The sequence below is a fragment of the Aeromonas sp. TW 6 genome (genome assembly GCF_013168745.1).
GTDB classification, from domain to species: domain Bacteria; phylum Pseudomonadota; class Gammaproteobacteria; order Enterobacterales; family Aeromonadaceae; genus Aeromonas; species Aeromonas caviae.
This window is the reverse complement of record NZ_JABERS010000009.1, coordinates 58,824-78,384: the sequence shown is the minus strand read 5'-3', so window position 1 is coordinate 78,384 and position 19,561 is coordinate 58,824. Positions and strand designations below refer to the sequence as shown.

20 protein-coding genes are annotated in these 19,561 nt (G+C 60.4%); 13 read left to right on the top strand and 7 right to left on the bottom strand.

Translation table 11 applies throughout. The features are described 5' to 3' along the window. The first annotated feature begins 13 nt into the window (after positions 1 to 13). The 4 genes from HKD46_RS06665 to HKD46_RS06650 all read left to right on the top strand — a co-directional run bounded on the left by HKD46_RS06665 (position 14) and on the right by HKD46_RS06650 (position 3,495). Positions 14 to 742: a glutamine amidotransferase-related protein gene (locus tag HKD46_RS06665; RefSeq protein ID WP_171865040.1), complete on the top strand. Its 729-nt coding sequence runs from the start codon at positions 14 to 16 to the stop codon at positions 740 to 742. A 153-nt stretch (positions 743 to 895) separates the two neighbouring features. After that, positions 896 to 1,867 carry a LysR substrate-binding domain-containing protein gene (locus tag HKD46_RS06660; protein WP_171865039.1) on the top strand — a complete coding sequence of 324 codons (972 nt, stop codon included), beginning with the start codon at positions 896 to 898 and terminating at the stop codon, positions 1,865 to 1,867. 60 nt (positions 1,868 to 1,927) lie between these two features. Then, the gene (locus tag HKD46_RS06655) at positions 1,928 to 2,767 is read left to right on the top strand and encodes a PfkB family carbohydrate kinase (protein WP_128272518.1); all 840 of its coding nucleotides are present in this window, start codon (positions 1,928 to 1,930) and stop codon (positions 2,765 to 2,767) included. Between the two features lie 275 nt (positions 2,768 to 3,042). Continuing rightward, positions 3,043 to 3,495, top strand: coding sequence for an Rrf2 family transcriptional regulator (locus tag HKD46_RS06650; protein ID WP_010672499.1), 453 nt, complete (start codon positions 3,043 to 3,045; stop codon positions 3,493 to 3,495). A 52-nt stretch (positions 3,496 to 3,547) separates the two neighbouring features. Here HKD46_RS06650 and HKD46_RS06645 read toward each other — a convergent pair whose 3' ends face one another. Further along, the gene (locus HKD46_RS06645; protein ID WP_010672500.1) at positions 3,548 to 4,060 is read right to left on the bottom strand and encodes a ferredoxin-type protein NapF; all 513 of its coding nucleotides are present in this window, start codon (positions 4,058 to 4,060) and stop codon (positions 3,548 to 3,550) included. Between the two features lie 137 nt (positions 4,061 to 4,197). Here HKD46_RS06645 and HKD46_RS06640 point away from each other — a divergent pair, with 137 nt between their 5' ends. Together HKD46_RS06640 and rmuC are read left to right on the top strand one after the other, a co-directional pair. Next, positions 4,198 to 4,413 (top strand): hypothetical protein, encoded by a 216-nt coding sequence (locus HKD46_RS06640; RefSeq protein ID WP_010672501.1) that lies wholly within the window; start codon positions 4,198 to 4,200, stop codon positions 4,411 to 4,413. Continuing rightward, the gene (gene rmuC, locus HKD46_RS06635) at positions 4,410 to 5,741 is read left to right on the top strand and encodes a DNA recombination protein RmuC (protein ID WP_045522434.1); all 1,332 of its coding nucleotides are present in this window, start codon (positions 4,410 to 4,412) and stop codon (positions 5,739 to 5,741) included. The genes HKD46_RS06640 and rmuC overlap by 4 nt, the downstream gene beginning before the upstream one ends. A gap of 82 nt (positions 5,742 to 5,823) precedes the next feature. On the opposite strand, the gene HKD46_RS06630 is transcribed toward rmuC, so the two are convergent. From HKD46_RS06630 to def, 5 genes are all read right to left on the bottom strand, one after another. Then, positions 5,824 to 7,266 (bottom strand): TrkH family potassium uptake protein, encoded by a 1,443-nt coding sequence (locus tag HKD46_RS06630; protein ID WP_010672503.1) that lies wholly within the window; start codon positions 7,264 to 7,266, stop codon positions 5,824 to 5,826. A gap of 93 nt (positions 7,267 to 7,359) precedes the next feature. Then, positions 7,360 to 8,736 (bottom strand): Trk system potassium transporter TrkA, encoded by a 1,377-nt coding sequence (gene trkA / locus HKD46_RS06625; RefSeq protein ID WP_010672504.1) that lies wholly within the window; start codon positions 8,734 to 8,736, stop codon positions 7,360 to 7,362. Positions 8,737 to 8,810: 74 nt separating this feature from the next. Next, positions 8,811 to 10,103 carry a 16S rRNA (cytosine(967)-C(5))-methyltransferase RsmB gene (rsmB, locus tag HKD46_RS06620; RefSeq protein WP_052814941.1) on the bottom strand — a complete coding sequence of 431 codons (1,293 nt, stop codon included), beginning with the start codon at positions 10,101 to 10,103 and terminating at the stop codon, positions 8,811 to 8,813. A gap of 60 nt (positions 10,104 to 10,163) precedes the next feature. Next, a complete protein-coding gene (fmt, locus tag HKD46_RS06615; RefSeq protein WP_052814942.1) occupies positions 10,164 to 11,108 on the bottom strand; it encodes a methionyl-tRNA formyltransferase in 945 nt (314 codons plus the stop codon). 12 nt (positions 11,109 to 11,120) lie between these two features. Next, on the bottom strand, positions 11,121 to 11,633 hold the full coding sequence (def, locus tag HKD46_RS06610; protein ID WP_010672507.1) for a peptide deformylase: 513 nt from the start codon (positions 11,631 to 11,633) through the stop codon (positions 11,121 to 11,123). Between the two features lie 108 nt (positions 11,634 to 11,741). Here def and HKD46_RS06605 point away from each other — a divergent pair, with 108 nt between their 5' ends. From HKD46_RS06605 to aroE, 7 genes are all read left to right on the top strand, one after another. Next, a complete protein-coding gene (locus HKD46_RS06605) occupies positions 11,742 to 12,830 on the top strand; it encodes a LysM peptidoglycan-binding domain-containing protein (protein ID WP_041214093.1) in 1,089 nt (362 codons plus the stop codon). Between the two features lies 1 nt (position 12,831). Then, a complete protein-coding gene (gene dprA / locus HKD46_RS06600; protein WP_042882248.1) occupies positions 12,832 to 13,947 on the top strand; it encodes a DNA-processing protein DprA in 1,116 nt (371 codons plus the stop codon). Further along, a complete protein-coding gene (locus HKD46_RS06595) occupies positions 13,940 to 14,413 on the top strand; it encodes a DUF494 family protein (protein WP_010672510.1) in 474 nt (157 codons plus the stop codon). Before dprA ends, HKD46_RS06595 begins: the two co-directional genes overlap by 8 nt. Before the next feature lie 54 nt (positions 14,414 to 14,467). Further along, the gene (locus HKD46_RS06590; protein WP_045522424.1) at positions 14,468 to 15,025 is read left to right on the top strand and encodes a type I DNA topoisomerase; all 558 of its coding nucleotides are present in this window, start codon (positions 14,468 to 14,470) and stop codon (positions 15,023 to 15,025) included. Positions 15,026 to 15,298: 273 nt separating this feature from the next. After that, positions 15,299 to 15,859, top strand: a complete 561-nt coding sequence (locus tag HKD46_RS06585) for a Sua5/YciO/YrdC/YwlC family protein (protein ID WP_043153548.1) — start codon at positions 15,299 to 15,301, stop codon at positions 15,857 to 15,859. A 100-nt stretch (positions 15,860 to 15,959) separates the two neighbouring features. Continuing rightward, positions 15,960 to 16,868, top strand: a complete 909-nt coding sequence (gene hemF / locus HKD46_RS06580) for an oxygen-dependent coproporphyrinogen oxidase (protein ID WP_043153546.1) — start codon at positions 15,960 to 15,962, stop codon at positions 16,866 to 16,868. A gap of 103 nt (positions 16,869 to 16,971) precedes the next feature. Continuing rightward, complete coding sequence (aroE, locus tag HKD46_RS06575; protein WP_043153544.1) at positions 16,972 to 17,793, top strand: shikimate dehydrogenase; 822 nt, start codon at positions 16,972 to 16,974, stop codon at positions 17,791 to 17,793. A gap of 980 nt (positions 17,794 to 18,773) precedes the next feature. On the opposite strand, the gene yihA is transcribed toward aroE, so the two are convergent. Further along, positions 18,774 to 19,427 carry a ribosome biogenesis GTP-binding protein YihA/YsxC gene (gene yihA, locus HKD46_RS06570; RefSeq protein WP_041212162.1) on the bottom strand — a complete coding sequence of 218 codons (654 nt, stop codon included), beginning with the start codon at positions 19,425 to 19,427 and terminating at the stop codon, positions 18,774 to 18,776. Between the last annotated feature and the right edge of the window lie 134 nt (positions 19,428 to 19,561).

The following is a 19,561-nucleotide window of genomic DNA, read 5'->3' as shown; positions in this document are numbered from 1 at the left end:
CAAGGAGTAACAGATGCGACTGGGTATTCTCGATTGTGACCGGCTGGACCCCGATTTGGTGGGGGATTTTGGTCCCGTTTACTCCGAGATGTTTATCAAGGGTTTCCGGGCGTTGGCCCCCGAGCTGGAATTTCGGGTCTGGTCCGCCCTCGACGGCGATCTGCCCCCGGATCTGACCGAATGCGATGCCTGGCTCATCACCGGCTCGCGCCACGATGCCTACAGCGACATCCCCTGGATCCTGGCGCTGCGCGACTGGATCCGCCGGGCCCACGATGCCAACGTCAAGCTGGCCGGGGTCTGCTTCGGCCATCAGGTGATCGCCCAGGCGCTGGGAGGGGAGGTAATGAAGTCCACCAAGGGGTGGGGGCTTGGGGTGTCGGTCCATGCCATGCAGACGACAAAGCCCTGGATGGCGCCGGGGCTGGACACCATCCGCATCCTGGCAAGCCACCAGGATCAGGTGGAGCAGCTTCCGCCGGGGGCGACCCTGCTCGCGGGCAACGACTTCTGCCCCAACTTCATGTTCCTGCAGGGGGATCACATCGTCGCCATCCAGGGCCATCCTGAGTTTTCGGTGGAGTACAACCGGGCCCTGATCGAGCGGCGACGGGATAGATTGCCCGATGCGCACTACCAGAGCAGCCTCTCTTCCCTGGAAGGGGAGGTGGATTCCGCCACCATGATGCAGTGGCTGCTGCAGTTCCTCGGCATCCTGCCGATCGGGGCCGACGCGCGCTGAACCCCGTTTGTCATATCCACCGCGCTGATGCTAGATTTTGTAGCAAAATGAAGGATCAAGCGGCGATATGCCCAGTCCGGATGATACACTGGCCGCCATTTTTGGCGGCCTGGTCCATCGACGAGCGCCGCGTCAGTCTGTGAGGGGGCAACCTTGAAACTACAGCAGTTGAAGTATCTGATCGCGGTGCGGGACCACAATCTCAACGTCTCCGTTGCCTCCGATGCGCTCTATACCAGCCAGCCTGGGGTGAGCAAGCAGATCGGCTTGCTGGAGAGCGAGCTGGGGGTGCGCATCTTCGAGCGCCGCGGCAAGCACCTGCACCGGATCACCCCGGTGGGGGAGGAGATCATCAAGTGTGCCGAGGCCATGCTCAATATCGAGAGCAAGATCAAGGCCATCTCCCGGGAGTACCTGGATCCGACCGTGGGCACCCTCAACATCCATACCACCCACACCATCGCCCGCTACCTGCTGCCGAAAAGCGTCACCTACTTCACCAAAAAGTACCCCAAGATCTCGTTCCACCTGCATCCTGTGATGTCCGCCACCAAGGAGCAGATCAGCAAGGGATACTCGGATTTTTCCATCGTGGCCCACGAGATAGGCTTCGACAATGAGCTGATCGCGCTGCCCGCCTACCTCTGGACCCTCTCCCTGGTGGTGCCCCAGGAGCACCCCCTGGCCAAGGTGAAGAAGCCGACCCTGGAGCAGCTCTGCCAGTATCCCATCCTGAGCTACGAGAGCGGCGCCACCGGGCGTCAGGTGCAGGACAAGGTGTTCCAGGCGGCTGGCCTCACTCCCAACTACTACATGACGGTGATGGATGCCGGCGTCATCAAGCGCTACGTGGAGCTGGGCTTTGGCATCGGCATCATCTCCTCCCTGGTAGCCAACGATAGCGATGCCCCCGGCCTCGTGGCCATCAATCTGGAGCACCTGTTCGAGCCTTGCCCGGCCCAGATCTGCTTCAGCAAGAGCATCCTCTTGCAGAACTACATGTATGACTTCATCAGCTCCTTCTCCCCCCATCTCACCAAGGAGATGATCCAGAACGTGATGCAGCAGCCGACCCAGGCGCGCATCGACGAGCTGCTGTCAGGGGTGGAGCTGCCCGTCTACTGATCCCGCTTCCGTTTCTGTGCCGGCACCCCGGGGTGCCGGCCTCCTCCCGCCGAGGTTTCCATGTCCCGCATCCTGCTGCTCGCCAATCTCAACTGTGATCATGTGCTCTCCCTGGCCGAACCCCTGGTGGCGGGGGCGAGGCTGCAATACGTGGATCAGGGGCGCAGGCTCGGCGGCGGCGCCGCCAATACCGGCATCGGATTGGTGTGGGCGGGGCACGAGGTGATCATCGCCTCCCGGGTCGGGCTGGACGACACCGGTGACTGGCTGCTGGAGCAGGCGGCCTCATACGGCCTGGATTGCAGCCATGTGGAACGCTTTGGCGGCGAGACCGGCGAGCTGCTGGTGCTGGTGGACGCCACCGGTGAGCGCACCATCCTCAGGCGCCCACGTCGTCCGGATCTGCCGGGGGATCTGCCGGCCGAAGGGGTGGACTGCCTCTATGTGAACTATCCGGGCACCGCCATCGTGGGCTACATGCGCCAGATGCTCGCCAAGAGTTTCGTGGTGGCCCAGTATCCCAAGGGGGGGCAGGCCCGCCGCCCCTGCCACGTGCTGGTGGCCTCCCGCTCCGATCTCGGCGAGGTGAGCGACCCCTGGCAGCATGCCCGCCAGCTCGCGGGGGAGCAGCTTGAATGGCTGGTGCTGACCGAGGGCAAGGCGGGCGCCGTGGCCATTCACGGGGAGGAGCAGGTCAGGGTGGCGGCGCGACCGGTCTCCGTGGTGGATACCACGGGGGCAGGGGATGCCTTCGCGGGCGGTCTCATCCACGGTCTTGCGCGGGGCATGGCCATGGCCGATGCGCTGCAGTGCGCCGTGGACTGGGGCGCCTTCGCGGTGGCCTCAGAGAGCTCCATCCCCTCCCAGGCGCTGCGCAACTGGCTGAAGCAGCCCCACTGAACTCGCCGGACAACGGTTCCGGCGATGGCAGAGGAGGTGGGGGTTTGTCGACGGAAACCGCCAAAACCCCTCGCTGAGGCGGCAAGTTTGCGATCAATCAAAGAAAGTGTCGATTTATGTACATCTTCGTCGACACCCGCCCGGGCTGCTCTTACCCTTGTGACTTCACGACTCGGTCGAAGAAGCCCATCCCGTGCGCACGCATGTGCAGACCCCCTCTTTGGCCACCGGCTGTCGTCCTGATTTCTGGCTTGTAGTAAGAGGCAAGTGCGACCATGCAACTGACACGATTTACCGACTACGCCCTGCGTACCCTGACCTTCCTGGCCATCCAGCCCGGTGATCGCCTGTCGACCATCACGGAAGTGGCCGACACCTTCGCCATCTCCCGCAATCACGTGGTCAAGATAGTGCATCAGCTCGGCATCAAGGGTTACATCGAGACGGTGCGTGGCAAGCATGGGGGCATCCGCCTCGGCCGTGCCGCCGTCTCCATCAACCTGCGCGATGTGGTGATGGACATGGAGCACGTGCTCTGCCCGGTGGACTGCAAGCGCGAAAACTGCCGTCTCTCCGGGGGCTGCCGCATCCAGGGCATTCTGCGCCGCGCCATGCACGCCTTCCTGGAGGTGCTGGGGGAGTACACTTTGGCGGATGCGGTGCGGGATCCCACTCGTCTGTGCCACCTTCTCGGCATAGAGCAGGATAATATCCTGACCATGGCATGATGCCACGGTGAATGACAGAGGGGCCTGCGGGCCCCTCTGTCATTGCCAGCGGTCAGAGCTGGGGCACAAGGGTGATGGCTCCGTGCAGGCAGGCGAGGCCGCAAGCGCCGCAGCCATCGCAGGCGGCCATGTTGACGGTCACTCCCTCGCTGCCGACCTTGATCGCCTGCTGGGGGCAGGCATCTTCACACAGCAGGCAGTAGTAGCCCTGACGGGCCTGGCAGCTCGCCTCTATCCTGACCCGGGTCTGCACCTGGCGGCCGAGGCAGAGATCCAGTGCGCCCGTGGGGCAGGCTCTGGCGCAGCTGCCGCAATAGCTGCACTGGCCACAGGCGAGATCCAGCACTGGGGTACCGGCGATGGGACTGCCGTCATATTCGGGGCGATCGGCGGGCTTGATGAGGCCGTTGGGACACGCCTTGAAGCAGTCGCCACAACGGGTGCAGAGGGTGAGGAACTGGGACTCGTCGATGGCCCAGGGCGGGCGTGCCTCATGGCAGACCACCTCGGGTCTGCGGGGGCTCCCCCATGCGTGTGCCAGCCAGCGACAGAAAAAATGCGTCATGCCCACCTCTATACCTATTAGGGGTTAATTTTATCCAGTTTTAGGCCGGCAAGCCAGAGAATAGCGGCGGGCAGGATCGCAAGCCGGGTTGCCCTTGTGTAAGCTAGGCGGGTCTTTTTGCGGGATTGAATGAACTCATGTGGCTATTTCTGTGGCGTGCTTCTCTGCTCTATGTCTTCCCCCTGCTGATGTGGGCCTACTGCCATCTCAAGGGTATCGAGTTCAGTGAACTGGATACCGGGGTCAACAGCCACAAGTGGGTGGTGCTGGCGGCCTACCTGCTCTATGTGCTGATTTGGTTGCTGCTCAACCGCTATCTCGAACTCTTCCTGCGCCAGCGGGGGCGCAGATGACCCCGCTGCTGACCTGGTGGCCTGCCATGCTGGCTGGCGGGCTGGCGCTGCTGTTCGGCTGGTGGTGGGGGCGACGCAGCGGCCGTGAAGAGGCGCTGCTGCTGGAGGAGCGTTATCAGGGGTTGCAGGATCGCTGGGACGCGCTGCAGGACGAGAAGATGCTGGCTCAGCAGAAGCTGGATCAGCAGCAGACCCTGCTGCTCAAGCTCACCGCCCGCCTCAAGGAGGCCGAGGCGACCCTGCGCAGCGAACGCATCGCCAGCGCCGAGAAGCTGCAGTTGCAGCAAGAGGCTGAGCAGCGCCTCGGCCAACAGTTCGAGAACCTCGCCAATCGTATCTTTGAACAAAATGCTGGAAACTTCCGCGAACTGAATCAGAACAGCATGGATCTCCTGCTGACTCCACTCAAGGAGCAGTTGGAGGGCTTTCGCCGCCAGGTGGGAGAGACCCACGCCCAGGAGACGGCCCAGCGCCACAACCTCAAGTTCGAGCTGGAGCGCCTTGCCGAGCTCAACGCCCGCATGACCGAAGAGGCGGCGGCGCTGACCCGGGCCCTCAAGGGCGACAGCAAGCAGCAGGGCAACTGGGGGGAGGTGGTGCTGGCGCGGATCCTCTCCGAGTGCGGCCTGCGCGAGGGGCATGAGTACCACACCCAGGTCAACATCGAGGTGGACAAGGGCAAGCGCTACCAGCCCGACGTCATCGTCCACCTGCCCCAGGAGAAGGACATCATCATCGACGCCAAGGTGTCGCTGACCGCCTATGAGCGCTGGTACAACGCCGCTGACGATCTGGAGAAGGCGGTGGCGCTCAAGGAGCACGTCGCCTCGGTGCGCAACCATATCCGCGAGCTGGGCCGCAAGGATTACCAGCAGTTGCCCGGGGTGCGCACCCTGGACTATGTGCTGATGTTCGTGGCGGTGGAGCCTGCCTTCCTCGCTGCCCTGGAAGCGGACCCTTCCCTGGTGCGCTACGGGCTGGAACACAACATCCTGCTGGTGAGCCCTACTAACCTGATGGTGGCGCTGCGCACCATAGAGAACCTGTGGCGCTACGAGCGGCAGAACCAGAACTCGCGCCAGATAGCGGAGCGGGCCGGTCGCCTCTACGAGAAGTTGCGGCTGTTCGTGGAGGAGATGCAGCAGATGGGGGGCAGCTTGCACAAGGCGCAGGAGAGCTACGACAAGGCGATGGGCCGGCTGGTCAACGGTCGTGGCAACCTGATCGCCCAGGCCGAGCGCTTTCGCGAGCTGGGGGTCGAGGTGACCAAGCCCTTGCCGGACGCGCTGGTGGACAGGGCGCTGGAGCGGGAGGAGTCGGCGGACTGAGGGGAGTCGTCATTCGCCGGGACAACGAAAAGGGCAGCCATTGGCTGCCCTTTTCGTTTCATGCAACAGCCTGGACGGCTGCTTATTGCTTCCAGAAGGAGGGGAAGAAGAGCACCGCCACCGTCAGGATCTCGAGGCGTCCCAGCAGCATGCCGAACGACAGTATCCACTTGGCCGCATCCGGCAGACTGGCGAAGTTGGTGCTGGGACCGATGACAGGCCCCATGCCCGGGCCCACGTTGGCCACGGCGGTGATGGAGCCCGAGATGGCGGTCAGGGGGTCCAGCCCGATGGCGGCGAGCAGGGCGGCGATCAGCAGGATGATGGCGAAGTAGACCAGCACGAAGGAGATCAGGGAGCGGATGATGGCGTCGTTGACCGGACGGCCGTTGTACTTCTGGGGAAACACGGCGGAGGGGTGCATCAGCTGGCGCATCTGTTTCTTGAACAGGGCGAAGGCCACCTGGACCCGAAAGATCTTGAGCCCGCCCGAGGTGGAGCCGGAGCAGGCGCCGAGTGCCAGCAGGATGATGAAGATAATGGTGGTGAGCGGGCCCCAGGTGCCGAAGTCACCGAGTCCGAAACCCGTGGTGGTAAGCACGGAGACGATATTGAAGCTGCTGATGCGCAAGGCATCCATGAAGCCGTAGATGTCTCTCACCCAGAGATAGAAGGTGACGACCAGGGTCACCCAGACGATCAGCCAGAAGAAGCCCTGCACCTGGGCATCCTTGAACAGGCTGTTGTCACGGCGGGAGAGAGCCTGCACATAGAGCAGGAAGGGCAGGCCACCGAGGAACATGAAGAGGGTGCCTATCCAGTGCGCCGCGTGGGAGAAGTGGGACATGGATTGATCGGAGGTGGAGTAGCCGCCGGTGCTGAGGGTCGTCATGGCGTGGTTGACCGCTTCGAACAGGTTCATGCCACTCACCCAGTAGGCGAGGAAGCAGAGCATGGAGAGTACCAGATAGACCAGCACTATGTTGTTGGCCACCGTTTTGGCGCGGGGGGCGCTCTTGTCGGACCAATCGGAGCTCTCGGTCTGGAACAGCTTCATGCCACCGACGTTGAGGTAGGGCAGCACCGCCACCGCCATCACGATGAAGCCGACCCCGCCCAGCCACTGCAGGATGGATCGCCACAGCAGGATGCTGTGGGCCATGCCGTCCAGCCCCGACAGCACGGTGGATCCCGTGGTGGTGACCCCCGACATGGTCTCGAAGTAGGCGTCGGCAAAGTCGATATGGGTGATGAAGACGAAGGGCAGGGCCCCGAAGACGCAGGCGACCACCCAGACCGAGGTGGTGAGCAGGAACATCTCCCGCACGCCGAGGTGAAACTCTGCCTTGCGACCGTAATGGAGGCAGAGCAGAGCGGCACCATGGGTGATCAAGACCGACTTGAGAAATTCGACGAAACCTTCCGAACCGGTCAGCAGGGCCAGCAGGGTGGGCAGCCACATGAAGAGCGCCAGCTTGGAGAGCACCAGCCCGAGCGTGAAGACGATGGGATGCAGCTTGATCATGCAAGAAAACCTGGTCGTTGATTGAAAAAAGACCCGGACCTTTCCTGAGAAAAGGGGCCGGGTCCGGATACCGTTGCCAGAGACATGGCCGGCTTACAGGAAGAAGGGACTGGGCTGGAACAGACGCTCCACTTCCGGGATGTACTTCTTGTCCACCAGGAACATCACCACGTGGTCATCCTGCTGTATCTGGGTACGATCGTGGGCGATCAGCACCTCATCACCGCGCACCACTGCGCCTATGGTCGTGCCCGGGGGCAGCTTGAGCTCGCCCACTGTCTTGCCCACCACCTTGGAGGTGTTCTCGTCCCCGTGGGCGATCGCCTCGATGGCTTCGGCCGCCCCGCGGCGCAGGCTGTAGACGTTGGCGATGTCGGCGCGACGCACATGGGTCAGCAGGGCCGAGATGGTGGCCTGCTGGGGGGAAATGGCGATGTCGATGGAGCCGCCCTGTACCAGGTCCACGTAGGCGCCGCGCTGGATCAGCACCATGGTCTTCTTGGCCCCCATCTTCTTGGCGAGCAGGGCCGACATGATGTTGGCCTCATCCTCGTTGGTCACCGCGATGAAGACGTCGATCTGGTCGATGTGCTCCTCCGCCAGCAGCTCCTGATCCGCCGCATCGCCGCAGAAGACGATGGTGTGTTCCAGATGCTCGGAGAGCTGCTCCGCCCGCTTCTGGTTGCGCTCGATGAGCTTGACGCTGTAGCGCTTCTCTAGCTGGCGGGCGAGACCGGCGCCTATGTTGCCGCCGCCGACGATCATGATGCGCCGGTAGGGGCTCTCGAGGCGTTGCAGCTCCGACATCACGGCGCGGATATGGCCCGCCGCGGCCACGAAGAACACCTCGTCATCGGCTTCGATGATGGTGGTGCCCTGGGGGCGGATGGAGCGCCCCTGGCGGAAGATGGCGGCGACCCGGGTTTCGATGTTGGGCATGTGTTCCCGCAGAGTGGAGAGCGCATTGCCCACCAGGGGGCCGCCGTAATAGGCCTTGACCGCCACCAGGCCCACCTTGCCGTCGGCAAAATCCACCACCTGCAACGCCCCCGGATACTCGATCAGGCGACGCACGTAGTCGGTCACCAACTGCTCGGGGGCGATCAGGTGATCCACGGGGACGGATTCGGGCAGGAACAGGCGATCCCGCTCCACCAGATAGGCGGGGGACCGAATGCGCGCCACCTTATTTGGGGTGTTGAACAGGGAGTAGGCGACCTGGCAGGCGACCATGTTGGTCTCGTCGCTGTTGGTGACGGCGACCAGCATGTCGGCATCCTGGGCGCCGGCTTCGCGCAGCACCCTGGGATGGGCGCCGTGGCCGTTCACCACCCGCAGGTCGAATTTGTCCTGCAGTTCGCGCAGGCGCTCGCTGTCGGTGTCGACGATGGTGATGTCGTTGTTCTCGCCGGCGAGATTTTCGGCCAGGGTGCCACCCACCTGACCTGCGCCCAGAATGATGATTTTCATAAGGCCATCTTACTCAAGGTTGTTGCTTCGTAATGAGGCGGCCCGTCACCGGGCCTGCCATCCGCCGGTTCGGCCTACAGCTTGATGAGCTTGGCATAGTAGAAGCCGTCCATCTCCGCCTCGCCGGGCAGGAACTGGCGACCCGGACAGGCCGGGGTGTCTTCTGCATGCAACGGCACCAAGCGGGCATCCGGGGTATCGGCCAGGAAGGCGCGGATCTGCTCCCGGTTCTCTTCCGGCAACACGGAGCAGGTGGCGTAGAGCAGGGTGCCGCCCTGCTTCAGCTTGCCCCAGAGGGCATCGAGAATGCGGCGTTGCAGCTCGGCCAGCTCGCGGATGTCCTGATCCCGGCGCAACCACTTGATGTCGGGGTGACGACGGATGACGCCGGTGGCGGAGCAGGGGGCATCCAGCAGGATGCGGTCGAACTGCCCCTGTGGCCACCACAGATCCGGCGTGCTGGCATCACCGTGGATCACTTGGGCCTGAAGGCCGATGCGATCCAGGTTCTCCTGCACCCGCTTGAGGCGGTTGTCGTCGGCGTCGACGGCAACCACGCCGGCAAGGGCCGGCTGGCGTTCCAGCAAATGGGCGGTTTTGCCGCCGGGGGCGGCGCAGGCGTCCAGCACCCACTCGCCTGGCTGGGGATCGAGCAGGGCGGCAGCCTGCTGGGCGGCACCGTCCTGCACCGAGCAGTCACCCTGCTCGAAGCCGGGCAGCTTTGTCACGTCGCAGGGGCGCTCCAGCAGGATGCAATTTTCCCCTTCCACACCGGCCATGGCCGGGATACCCACCTCGCTCATGCGGGCCAGCATGGCCTCGCGGCTCTGGCGCTGGCTGTTGTTGCGGATCCACATGGGCGGGCGCTGGTTGTTGGCCTCCATGATGAACTCCCAGTCATCGGGATAGGCCTGACGCAGGCGCTTGGTGAGCCATTCGGGGTGGCCGAGGCGGACGCTGGGAACGCGGTCGATGCGCAGCAGAATCACTTCGGCGCTGCGCTGGAAGTTGCGCAGTACGCCGTTAATGAGGCCGCGCAGGGAAGAACCCTTGAGCAGCTTGACGGCGTTGACGGTCTCGGCCACGGCGGCGTGAGCCGGAATGCGGGTATAGATGAGCTGGTAGAGGCCGACCAGGATGAGGTAGTGGAAGATGCGGCTCTTGTTCTTGAGCGGCTTGTCCATCATCTCGCTGACCGCCGCATCGAGGCGGGGCAGCCAGCGCAGGGTGCCGTAGCAGAGTTCTTGCAGGAGGGCGCGATCGCGAGGGGCGACCTTCTCCTGGGCAGCAGGCAGAACGGCGGAGAGAGATTGGCCCTGATCCAGCACCTGTTGAATGACGAGAGCAGCCTGTGCGCGTGTTTTCATAGCGTTACCTTAGATGCACAAGTCGGGGCCAGGGCCCCGCTTGTGTCAATTCAATCCAGATCAAATCAGTTGCGTGCCAGGTTCAAACCAGTCGCGGCGAGAGTTGAGCAGATCCGAAACGGACATGGCCTTCTTGCCGGGAGGTTGCAGGGTCAGCAGGCGCAGCACCCCCTGACCGGTGGCAACCTCGATCCCCTGCTTGTCGGCCTTGAGCAGGGTTCCGGCTGCCTGGCCGTGCGCCTTGGGAAGGACTTCGGCCTGCCACACCTTGACGGTCTGTCCGGCGACCTCGAACCAGCTGATGGGCCAGGGGTTGAAGGCGCGGATGCAGCGTTCGATGGCAACGGCGTCCATCGACCAGTCGATGCGGGCCTCTTCCTTGGAGAGCTTCTCGGCGTAGTTGGCCAGCGCATCGTCCTGGGGCTCGGCGGCGGTGCCGCCGGCAGCCATGGCGTCCAGGGTATCGACCAGTGCCTGCGGGCCCAGACCGGCCAGCTTGTCATAGAGGCTGGCAGAGGTCTCATCACTGGCGATGGGGCAGGTTACCTTGCGGATCATGGCGCCGGTATCCAGCCCCACATCCATCTGCATGATGGTGACGCCGGTTTCGGCATCCCCCGCCCAGATGGAGCGTTGAATCGGGGCGGCACCACGCCAGCGTGGCAGCAGAGAGCCGTGGACGTTGATGCAGCCCAGACGCGGCGTATCGAGCACCGCCTTGGGGAGGATGAGGCCATAAGCCACGACGACCATCAGATCGGCACCCAGAGCGGCCAGTTCGGCTTGCGCCGCTTCATTGCGCAGGGAGGCAGGTTGATAGACCGGCAGATCGTGGGCCAGCGCCAGCTCCTTGACCGGGCTGGCAGTGAGCTTCTGGCCGCGACCGGCGGGCTTGTCCGGCTGGGTATAAACGGCGACGACCTCGTGGCCGGAAGACAACAACGCCGCCAGATGACGGGCGGCGAAGTCGGGGGTACCGGCAAAAATCAGTTTCAGCTTGTTCAATGGAGCGGATCCTCAGAGGACTTTGCGATCTTCACGGGCCATCTTTTCCAGCTTCTGACGAATGCGCTGGCGCTTGAGTGGGGACAAGTAATCCACAAACAGCTTGCCGACCAGATGATCCATCTCATGTTGTATGCAGATGGCGAGCAGATCGTCCGCTTCCAGCTCGAAGGTGTTGCCGTGGCGATCTTGCGCCCTGACCTTGACCCACTCGGCGCGCGGAACCAGAGCACGGTTGCCGGGCACGGAGAGGCAGCCCTCTTCGATGCCGGTGCTGCCGGACTGTTCCAGGATCTCCGGGTTGATCAACACCAGCTGTTCTTCGCGGTTCTCGGAGACATCGATGACGATGATGCGCTGATGAATGTCGACCTGGGTCGCGGCCAGGCCGATGCCTTCCTCCGCGTACATGGTTTCGAACATATCATCTACAATGTGTTGTAACTCGGGTGTAAAGGCTTCGACAGGGGCCGCGACTGTGCGCAGACGCTCATCGGGGAAACGCAATACATCTAGAATGGCCATAATTTTTTCTTTAGTTTCATATAAACGCAGTCAATATTGACGTAATTCTAGTCATTTACGCCGACAAAAAACAGCAACACTTTGCGTGCAGAAGTAACAGGGAGTGTTATGTATCTGAAGCAAATCGTCGTCGCCTGCCTGGCGACAGCCCTGGCCGGTGGCGCCATGGCACAGCAGTTGACGCTCAAATCCGGTTACCCCGAGACTTATGTGGTGCAAAAAGGGGACACCCTCTGGGATATCTCGGGCCAGTATCTGGCCGAACCCTGGCTCTGGCCACGCCTCTGGAACATCAATCCGCAGATCGCCAATCCCCACTGGATCTATCCCGGTGACGTGCTGCACCTGAGCTGGGTCAATGGTGAGCCTCGGCTCGGCAAAGCCAGTCAGGGGGGCAAGCAGGTCATCCGTCTCTCGCCCAAGAACCGCTATGAAAACAAGGCCAATCCCATACCGACCCTGCCTCTGAGCGAGATAGCGCCCTTCCTGCAGACCGACCACATTCTAGCCAACAGCCAGCAGAGCAAGGACCTGCCCTATGTGCTCGGCAACAATGACAAGCATGTCGGGATGCTGGAGGGTGACATTCTCTATGTGAAAGGAGCCTTGAACCCGGGCCAGAGTTATGGCCTCTATCGCCCGGGGGTGGCATACAAGGACAAGCATACTGGCGAGTCGCTCGGTCAGGAGGCGATTTTTGTCGGCACGGTGCGGGCAGAGGAGTACCTTGCCCACGACACCACCAAAGTAACGCTGACCCATAACCGGCGTGAGGTGTATCAGGGCGACAAGGTGATGCCGCTGCCGTCGCAGGAGAGCATTTCTGCCGTGTTCATGCCAAAGGCGGCGCCCTCCATTTCCCCCGGCTATGTGATCGAGCTGCCGAGCAAGGTACATGGTGGGGGCAAATTTGATGTGGTACTCATCAACAAGGGGGAGCGTGATCAGGTGGCCCCGGGCGATGTGCTCGAGATCCTGCGCCCGGGAGCCGAGATGGTGGACAAGAATGGCAAGGTGTCATACCGGGAATATTCATCCGTCTATGACAAGGCGTTCTATTCTGCCGGCAAGTCATCGCTGCCTGCCGAGGCCGTTGCCAGAGTCATGCTGTTCAAGGTCTACGACAAATTGAGTTACGGTCTTATCCTGCAGAGCCAGGATCTGGTCGGCTCTGGTTATCAGGTCAGTAATTTCTGACGTGTCCTTGCCACTGGAGCGGTTGTCGCTATGGCTGACGCTGGATGCCGTTACAGGCATAGGTCCGGTCACCGCCGCTCGCCTGTTGGCTCATGTGGGTGGTGACATCACAACTCTGTTTGACTCAGACGATGGCGCCCTCCGAGCTCTTGGTCTGCAGAGTGCCCAGATTCAGCAGATGAGATGGCCTCTTCCTGTCGTGGAGCAGGGATTGAGCTGGGCCGCCGAGCCCGGCAATCACCTCCTCTGTCCCGATGACCCCGCATATCCTGCCCTGCTCAAAGAGATCCCCGGCGCCCCGCTCTTGCTCTACTGCCGCGGGAACGTCTCATCCCTCTCCCTGCCACAGTTGGCGATGGTGGGTACCCGCCACCCCACCTATGCCGGCAAAGACAATGCGACACGTTTGTGTGCCGAGTTGGTGGGCTGTGGTCTGGCGATCACCTCCGGCCTCGCGTTGGGCATCGATGGCGTTTGCCATCAGCAGGCGCTGGCATCGGGCGGAATCACCCTGGCGGTGCTCGGGTCCGGTCTGGATTGTCTCTACCCCAAGCGTCATCAGGGGTTGGCGATGCAGATCCTCGAGCAGGAAGGTCTGCTTGTTTCCGAGTTGGCGCCCCAGCAAGGCCCCCTGGCTGAACACTTCCCTCGCCGCAACCGTATCATCAGTGGCCTGTCGCTGGGGACACTGGTGGTGGAAGCGGCAGAACAGAGTGGTTCGCTCATCACGGCCCGTTATGCGCTGGAGCAGGGCCGCGAGGTCTTTGCCGTTCCCGGCGCCCCGCAAAATGCACAGGCAGCAGGGTGCAACCGTCTGCTTCAACAGGGTGCCAAGCTGGTCTTGAATGCCGCCGATATCCTGGAAGAGTTTCCAAGGCTGGTCTTGCCCCCCGGACCCGCCAACGGTTCTTCCGAGGCGCAGCATAATAGCGAATTGCCTTATGCCGATTTGTTGGATAACGTAGATTATGAGACCACGAGCGTGGATACCGTTGCCGAACGGGCCCGGCTTCCTGTCGATGTCGTACTGGGCAGGTTGGTAGAGCTGGAGCTGGTTGGTGCAGTGATGGCGGTAGCCGGTGGATACGTCAGAGCGAGGAGGGCGAATCATGTTTGATGTATTGATGTACCTTTTCGAGACCTACATCCACAGCGATGCAGATGTGATGGTCGAGCAGGATGAACTCACCGACGAACTGAGCCGGGCCGGTTTCGACAAGGACGAGATCGAGAAAGCGCTCAACTGGCTGGAGCGACTGGCCAACCTGCACGACAGCGAGCGGGAAGTCTATGTCACCGCAAGCCAGCAGGGCTCTATGCGGATCTATGCGCCGCAGGAGCTGGTTCGCCTCAGTACTGAATGTCGCGGTTTCCTGCTGTTCCTGGAGCAGGCGCAAGTGCTGAATGCCGAAACCCGTGAAATCTGCATCGAACGGTTGCTCGAGCTGGACAAGCCGGACATCGAGCTGGACGATCTGAAGTGGGTCGTCATGATGGTGCTGTTCAATGTGCCAGGCAGTGAAAACGCCTACCAGCAGATGGAAGAGCTGGTGTTTGACGAGTCGGACGGCGTCATCCACTGACAGCCCGGTGCCGCGCTGGTAGAATTCAGGCCATCTGGATTTCAAGGCGCGGCCATGTCAAAGATCGATCACCACCTCTTCTCTGCCCACGAACATGCCTTCGAGCGCGAGCCGTGCCCGCAGTGTGGTGCTGAACTGGTGATCCGCCAGGGCAAGCACGGTCCCTTCCTTGGTTGTTCAGCCTATCCCGCTTGCGATTACATTCGCTCCCTCACCCCCTCTGGCCGCGATATAGAGAAAGTGCTCGAGGGGTCGTCCTGTCCGGATTGTGGCCATCCACTGGCCATCAAGAAGGGTCGTTACGGTCTGTTTGTGGGATGTACCCAGTACCCGGCCTGTCAGCATATCGAATCCCTTCAGGAGAGTGACGATACCCAAATCCTCTGCCCGGAGTGTGGCAAAGGTCATCTGGTGAGCCGCACGTCCCGTTATGGCAAACAGTTCTACTCGTGTGACGCCTATCCTCACTGTAAGTATGTGGTGAATGACAAGCCGGTTCCCATACCCTGTCCCGAGTGTGGCTGGGGCATCATGATCGAGAAGAAGGTGCGGGGAAACCTGCGCTGGGTCTGCCCGCAAAAGAAATGCTCCCACCAGATTGAGCGGGTATAATCTCGCCGCCCATGATCAGGCAGGCGGATTGCTGGTCAGCGTGAGGTTGTGAGCTGATGCACATCGCCCAACTTGCCCTGCTCCTGATCGCCATCTCAAGCTCCCTGCGGTTGCTCGGTTCACTGATGCACTCAAGCGTCTGAGCCGAAATGCATGACTGAAGAGGAGCAGAGATATAGCCCATATCGCAGCAGTGATGGCCCCGATGCCGTCATGTCGGTTCAACATACAATCCAGTGATGAGAGGCGGCAGCGTGGCTGTCGCATGTGCTTATGCCAAATGAATTTGAACAAGCGGTTGCCGCCCTTCAAGGAGAAGGGGTTATCGCCTATGCCACCGAAGCCGTGTTTGGTCTGGGGTGTGATCCTGATTCCGAAGCCGCCGTGCAGCGGCTGCTGGCCATCAAACAGCGGCCGGTGGAGAAGGGATTGATCCTGATTGCGGCAGATCTGGCGCAATTGCAGGACTACATCGACCTGAGCCAGCTCAGCGATGAGCAGCTTGCTTGCGTGCAGGCGAGCTGGCCTGGTCCCTTCACCTGGATCATGCCCGCTCGCGCGACGACGCCGTCCTGGTTGACCGGTCAGTTCGAGACCCTGGCGGTGCGGGTCACAGGCCATCCCCAGGTGCAAGGGCTTTGCCGGGCATTTGGCAAACCGCTGGTGTCCACCAGTGCCAATCTAACCGGTGAGGAACCCGCTCGCCGGGTGGCTGATATTGGCGATCTGCTGGCAAGCCAGCTGGCTTACATTCTGCCCGGCGAAGTCGGGGGGCAAGCCAACCCGTCCGAAATCAAGGACGCCCGCACCGGGGCCATCATTCGCCCATCCTGAGTTGGGCACGGCCCTGTTTCATGCAGGTTGTGCGATGAGGTCATGACAATACGAGAAGTGCAGGCAGAGCATGCATGATGCCTGTCTGACAGGAGATAAAATGAGCAAACCGGATGTGGCCCAGGTAAAAGCCTTCCTGCTGCAATTGCAGGATGATATCTGCCGTGGCCTGGAGCAGGCCGATGGATGCGGGCGCTTTGTGGAAGATGCCTGGAGTCGCGAAGGTGGTGGTGGCGGTAGAACACGGGTGCTGCGCCAGGGGGCGGTGATCGAGCAAGGTGGGGTCAACTTCTCCCATGTCTATGGCGATGCCATGCCGGCATCCGCGACCGCACATCGTCCCGAACTGGCTGGCCGCAGGTTTGAGGCCATGGGGGTGTCGCTGGTGATCCACCCGCATAATCCCTATGTACCGACCAGCCATGCGAATGTGCGGTTCTTCATCGCCGAGAAAGAGGGGGAGGAGCCGATCTGGTGGTTTGGTGGCGGCTTCGACCTGACGCCCTTCTATCCGTTCGAAGAGGACGTGAGGCATTGGCACCAGGTCTCCCATGAGCTCTGTCAGCCGTTCGGCACCGACATTTATCCCGAGTTCAAATCCTGGTGCGATCGTTACTTCTTCCTCAAGCATCGGGGCGAAACGCGCGGGGTGGGTGGCCTGTTCTTCGATGACCTTAACCGCTGGCCCTTTGCCGACTGCTTTGCCTTCATGCGTGCAGTGGGTGAGGGTTATCTGGCGGCCTACTTGCCGATTGTCGAGCGACGCAAGGATCTTGCTTATGGGGAGCGGGAACGGGCGTTCCAGCTTTATCGCCGTGGCCGCTACGTGGAGTTCAATCTGGTCTACGACCGCGGGACCCTGTTCGGACTGCAGACGGGGGGGCGCACCGAATCCATTCTGATGTCGATGCCGCCGCTGGCGCGCTGGGAGTACGACTGGCAGCCGGAGGCCGGCAGCCCGGAGGCATTGCTCTACAGCGACTACCTCAAACCGCGCGAGTGGTTGTGACCAGAGGGGCCATGATGGCCCCTTCTTATTGGCCGATATTCGGCTTGTTCCTTCATGAGAAAACCCGTTAAATCGGGATATTGCCTTCAAAAGGAACGCCTTGATGGATCGTTATCTGGTTTTTGGCCACCCCGTGCGCCACAGCAAATCTCCCTTCATTCATACCCTGTTTGCCAGGCAGACCCAGCAAGAGTTGGAGTATGGTCTGGCAGAACCTGCTGTCGATGAGTTTGCCAGCGCTCTGAACCACTTCTTCGCCGAAGGAGGGAAGGGGTGCAACGTGACCGTACCTTTCAAGGAGCAAGCCTTCGGGCTGGTGGAGCGGCTGAGCCCCAGGGCCAAGCGGGCGGGAGCGGTCAACACCATCAAACTGACTGATGATGGTGTGCTGCTGGGTGACAATACCGACGGCGCCGGGCTGGTCGCCGATCTCAAGGCTCACGGAGTGAACCTTGCCGGTAGCAGGATCCTACTTCTGGGGGCCGGTGGCGCAGCTCGTGGTGCCCTGGCCCCCCTGCTGGCGGAAGCGCCGGGCGAGATCGTCGTGGTCAACCGTACCCATGCCAAGGCGGAACAGCTGGCTGTGGAGTTCAGGGATCTGGGCAGCATCACTGCTCAGTCCTATGAACAGCTGGTGGGGCCGTTCGATCTCATCATCAATTCCACCTCAGCGAGTCTGCAAGGAGAGTTGCCACCTTTGGCGCCAACCCTCATCCACCCGGACATCGCGATCTACGACATGATGTATGGCGCAACGGACACAGCCTTCATCGGCTGGGCCAAACAACATGGCGCGCGCCATACCATGGATGGATTGGGCATGCTGGTCGAGCAGGCTGCTGAGGCCTTTACCGTATGGCGAGGGATCCGGCCCGGCACCAAGCAGGTATTGAGAGAGTTGCAGCGCAATCTGGGCGTCGTGTGAACCAGCTTGTGCGTTCTATTGGGCTGTCGGCAGGTCTGATGTAGAGATTCTGCATCTCTGGATAAGGGCTCCCTCGTGATGCGGCACGGCACGTGTGATGTGAAACGGTCGTTCTGCGGTGGGTGTGTGGCAGAACAGGTGCCATTTTTATAAAACCATTTCATAACAATAAGTTACTTTTACTTTGCCGTCACTCGCAGAATTTTTTTGAGTTTTTTCTCAAAGCAGCGGAACTTCTGTAACGGACTGCTGACTAACTGGATAGTTGAGGAAGTGCTAGCTAGTCACCTTTATAACTCCCCGGTATTCGTACTGGGGATTTTTTTATCTGCATGAAAATTATGAATATTTTTTTCCTTCCCTATCTTTGAAACTAAATTACATAAATTACTTTCACTTTCTGCTGCTTTGCTGTACAGTTGTCGGCGTAGGGTACAGAGGTAAGATGTTCTATCTTTCAGACCTTTTATTTCACGTAATTGAATGTGGCTGAATAGCAGCCCCGATGAGTCATCGTCGGGGCGTTTTTTTATGAGTAACGTTTAGAGTAAATGCTTTAATTATTGCCGTTCTTTGTTAGAATGAAGGCGTTTCTTGAGGAAAACCAATCGTCTTTGTTCTCGAGAACTCGCTTTTTCCCAAATTTTTGAACTCATTTCTTCAGGCCGGTTTGCAATGGCAAGACCGGCCTCATTTTTATCCCTATATTGCCTCATCGTGTAATTAAATTTCAGTTTCGTTTGTTACAGCCTTCAATTTTGATTTTTTACTCGATATCCATGAAAACGGTGTCATGTTGATAATTAGTTAATTCTTTTCGCGTCGAAATATGCTATCAGTATGATTTAAATATATTTTTTGAGGTTATTCTTCAGAGATGGCGAAGGCGGGGAGGAAGGGCTCGGAGATGGGGGGATCATGAAAGCCTTTCAATCAGCGGAGGTCCAACTCCGCCAATTGCAGCCAGGGAGAGGAGTCGTTTACTCCTCGTTCTGATGATCTTCGTCGTCTGCCTGGGCGTTGTCTGCTTCGGATAGATACCAGCCGCTTAGGGTCTGGGCCAGCTTCTCGACGCCGATATTGGTCAGAGAAGAGAATGCTTCAACCTGGATCTGCGGGCCCAGTTCTGCCACCGCCTGACGAACCTTGATCACCTGGTTGTTGCGGGGCCCCGGGCTTAATTTGTCCGCCTTGGTCAGCAACAGCATCACCGGCAGTTCACGGTGTGAACTCCATTCCAGCATGTTCATGTCGGTTTCCTTGAGCGGATGGCGGATGTCCATCAGGATCACCAGACCTTTCAGGGACTCCCGTCGCTGCAGGTATTCAGCCAGTGACTTTTGCCACTTGAGCTTCATTTCCAGCGGAACCTGGGCATATCCATAGCCAGGCAAGTCAACCAGGCGTTTGCCCGGTTCCAGCTCAAACAGGTTGATCAGCTGAGTACGGCCAGGGGTCTTACTGGTACGCGCCAGGTTCTTGTGTTTGGTCAAGGTATTCAATGCAGACGATTTGCCAGCGTTGGAACGACCGGCAAACGCAATCTCGACACCCCCATCATTTGGCAGGTGGCGGATGTCGGGTGCGCTGGTCACAAAATGCACCTTATTGAAATTCAGAGTTTGTGTATCCAACGTAAATTCCCCATAGAGATAGAGGGTTATAGAGTTACTTTTTTGTGAAATAGTGTAAAATGGCGTCGCTTGAACGCGTTTATTTTAACATGCCTTCAGCGGCATGGGATCTGGAAGCCTAATAACGAGAAAGT

What these genes read in the sequence shown, in the direction of transcription:
- HKD46_RS06655 (WP_128272518.1), top strand. Translation starts at nt 1,928, where the DNA reads ATGTCCCGCATCCTGCTGCTCGCCAATCTCAACTGTGATCATGTGCTC.
- HKD46_RS06650 (WP_010672499.1), top strand. Translation starts at nt 3,043, where the DNA reads ATGCAACTGACACGATTTACCGACTACGCCCTGCGTACCCTGACCTTC.
- HKD46_RS06640 (WP_010672501.1), top strand. Translation starts at nt 4,198, where the DNA reads ATGTGGCTATTTCTGTGGCGTGCTTCTCTGCTCTATGTCTTCCCCCTG.
- hemF (WP_043153546.1), top strand. Translation starts at nt 15,960, where the DNA reads ATGAGCAAACCGGATGTGGCCCAGGTAAAAGCCTTCCTGCTGCAATTG.
- HKD46_RS06665 (WP_171865040.1), top strand. Translation starts at nt 14, where the DNA reads ATGCGACTGGGTATTCTCGATTGTGACCGGCTGGACCCCGATTTGGTG.
- rsmB (WP_052814941.1), bottom strand. Translation starts at nt 10,103, where the DNA reads ATGAAAACACGCGCACAGGCTGCTCTCGTCATTCAACAGGTGCTGGAT.
- aroE (WP_043153544.1), top strand. Translation starts at nt 16,972, where the DNA reads ATGGATCGTTATCTGGTTTTTGGCCACCCCGTGCGCCACAGCAAATCT.
- trkA (WP_010672504.1), bottom strand. Translation starts at nt 8,736, where the DNA reads ATGAAAATCATCATTCTGGGCGCAGGTCAGGTGGGTGGCACCCTGGCC.
- HKD46_RS06585 (WP_043153548.1), top strand. Translation starts at nt 15,299, where the DNA reads ATGCCAAATGAATTTGAACAAGCGGTTGCCGCCCTTCAAGGAGAAGGG.
- rmuC (WP_045522434.1), top strand. Translation starts at nt 4,410, where the DNA reads ATGACCCCGCTGCTGACCTGGTGGCCTGCCATGCTGGCTGGCGGGCTG.
- HKD46_RS06590 (WP_045522424.1), top strand. Translation starts at nt 14,468, where the DNA reads ATGTCAAAGATCGATCACCACCTCTTCTCTGCCCACGAACATGCCTTC.
- HKD46_RS06595 (WP_010672510.1), top strand. Translation starts at nt 13,940, where the DNA reads ATGTTTGATGTATTGATGTACCTTTTCGAGACCTACATCCACAGCGAT.
- HKD46_RS06645 (WP_010672500.1), bottom strand. Translation starts at nt 4,060, where the DNA reads ATGACGCATTTTTTCTGTCGCTGGCTGGCACACGCATGGGGGAGCCCC.
- HKD46_RS06605 (WP_041214093.1), top strand. Translation starts at nt 11,742, where the DNA reads ATGTATCTGAAGCAAATCGTCGTCGCCTGCCTGGCGACAGCCCTGGCC.
- def (WP_010672507.1), bottom strand. Translation starts at nt 11,633, where the DNA reads ATGGCCATTCTAGATGTATTGCGTTTCCCCGATGAGCGTCTGCGCACA.
- HKD46_RS06630 (WP_010672503.1), bottom strand. Translation starts at nt 7,266, where the DNA reads ATGATCAAGCTGCATCCCATCGTCTTCACGCTCGGGCTGGTGCTCTCC.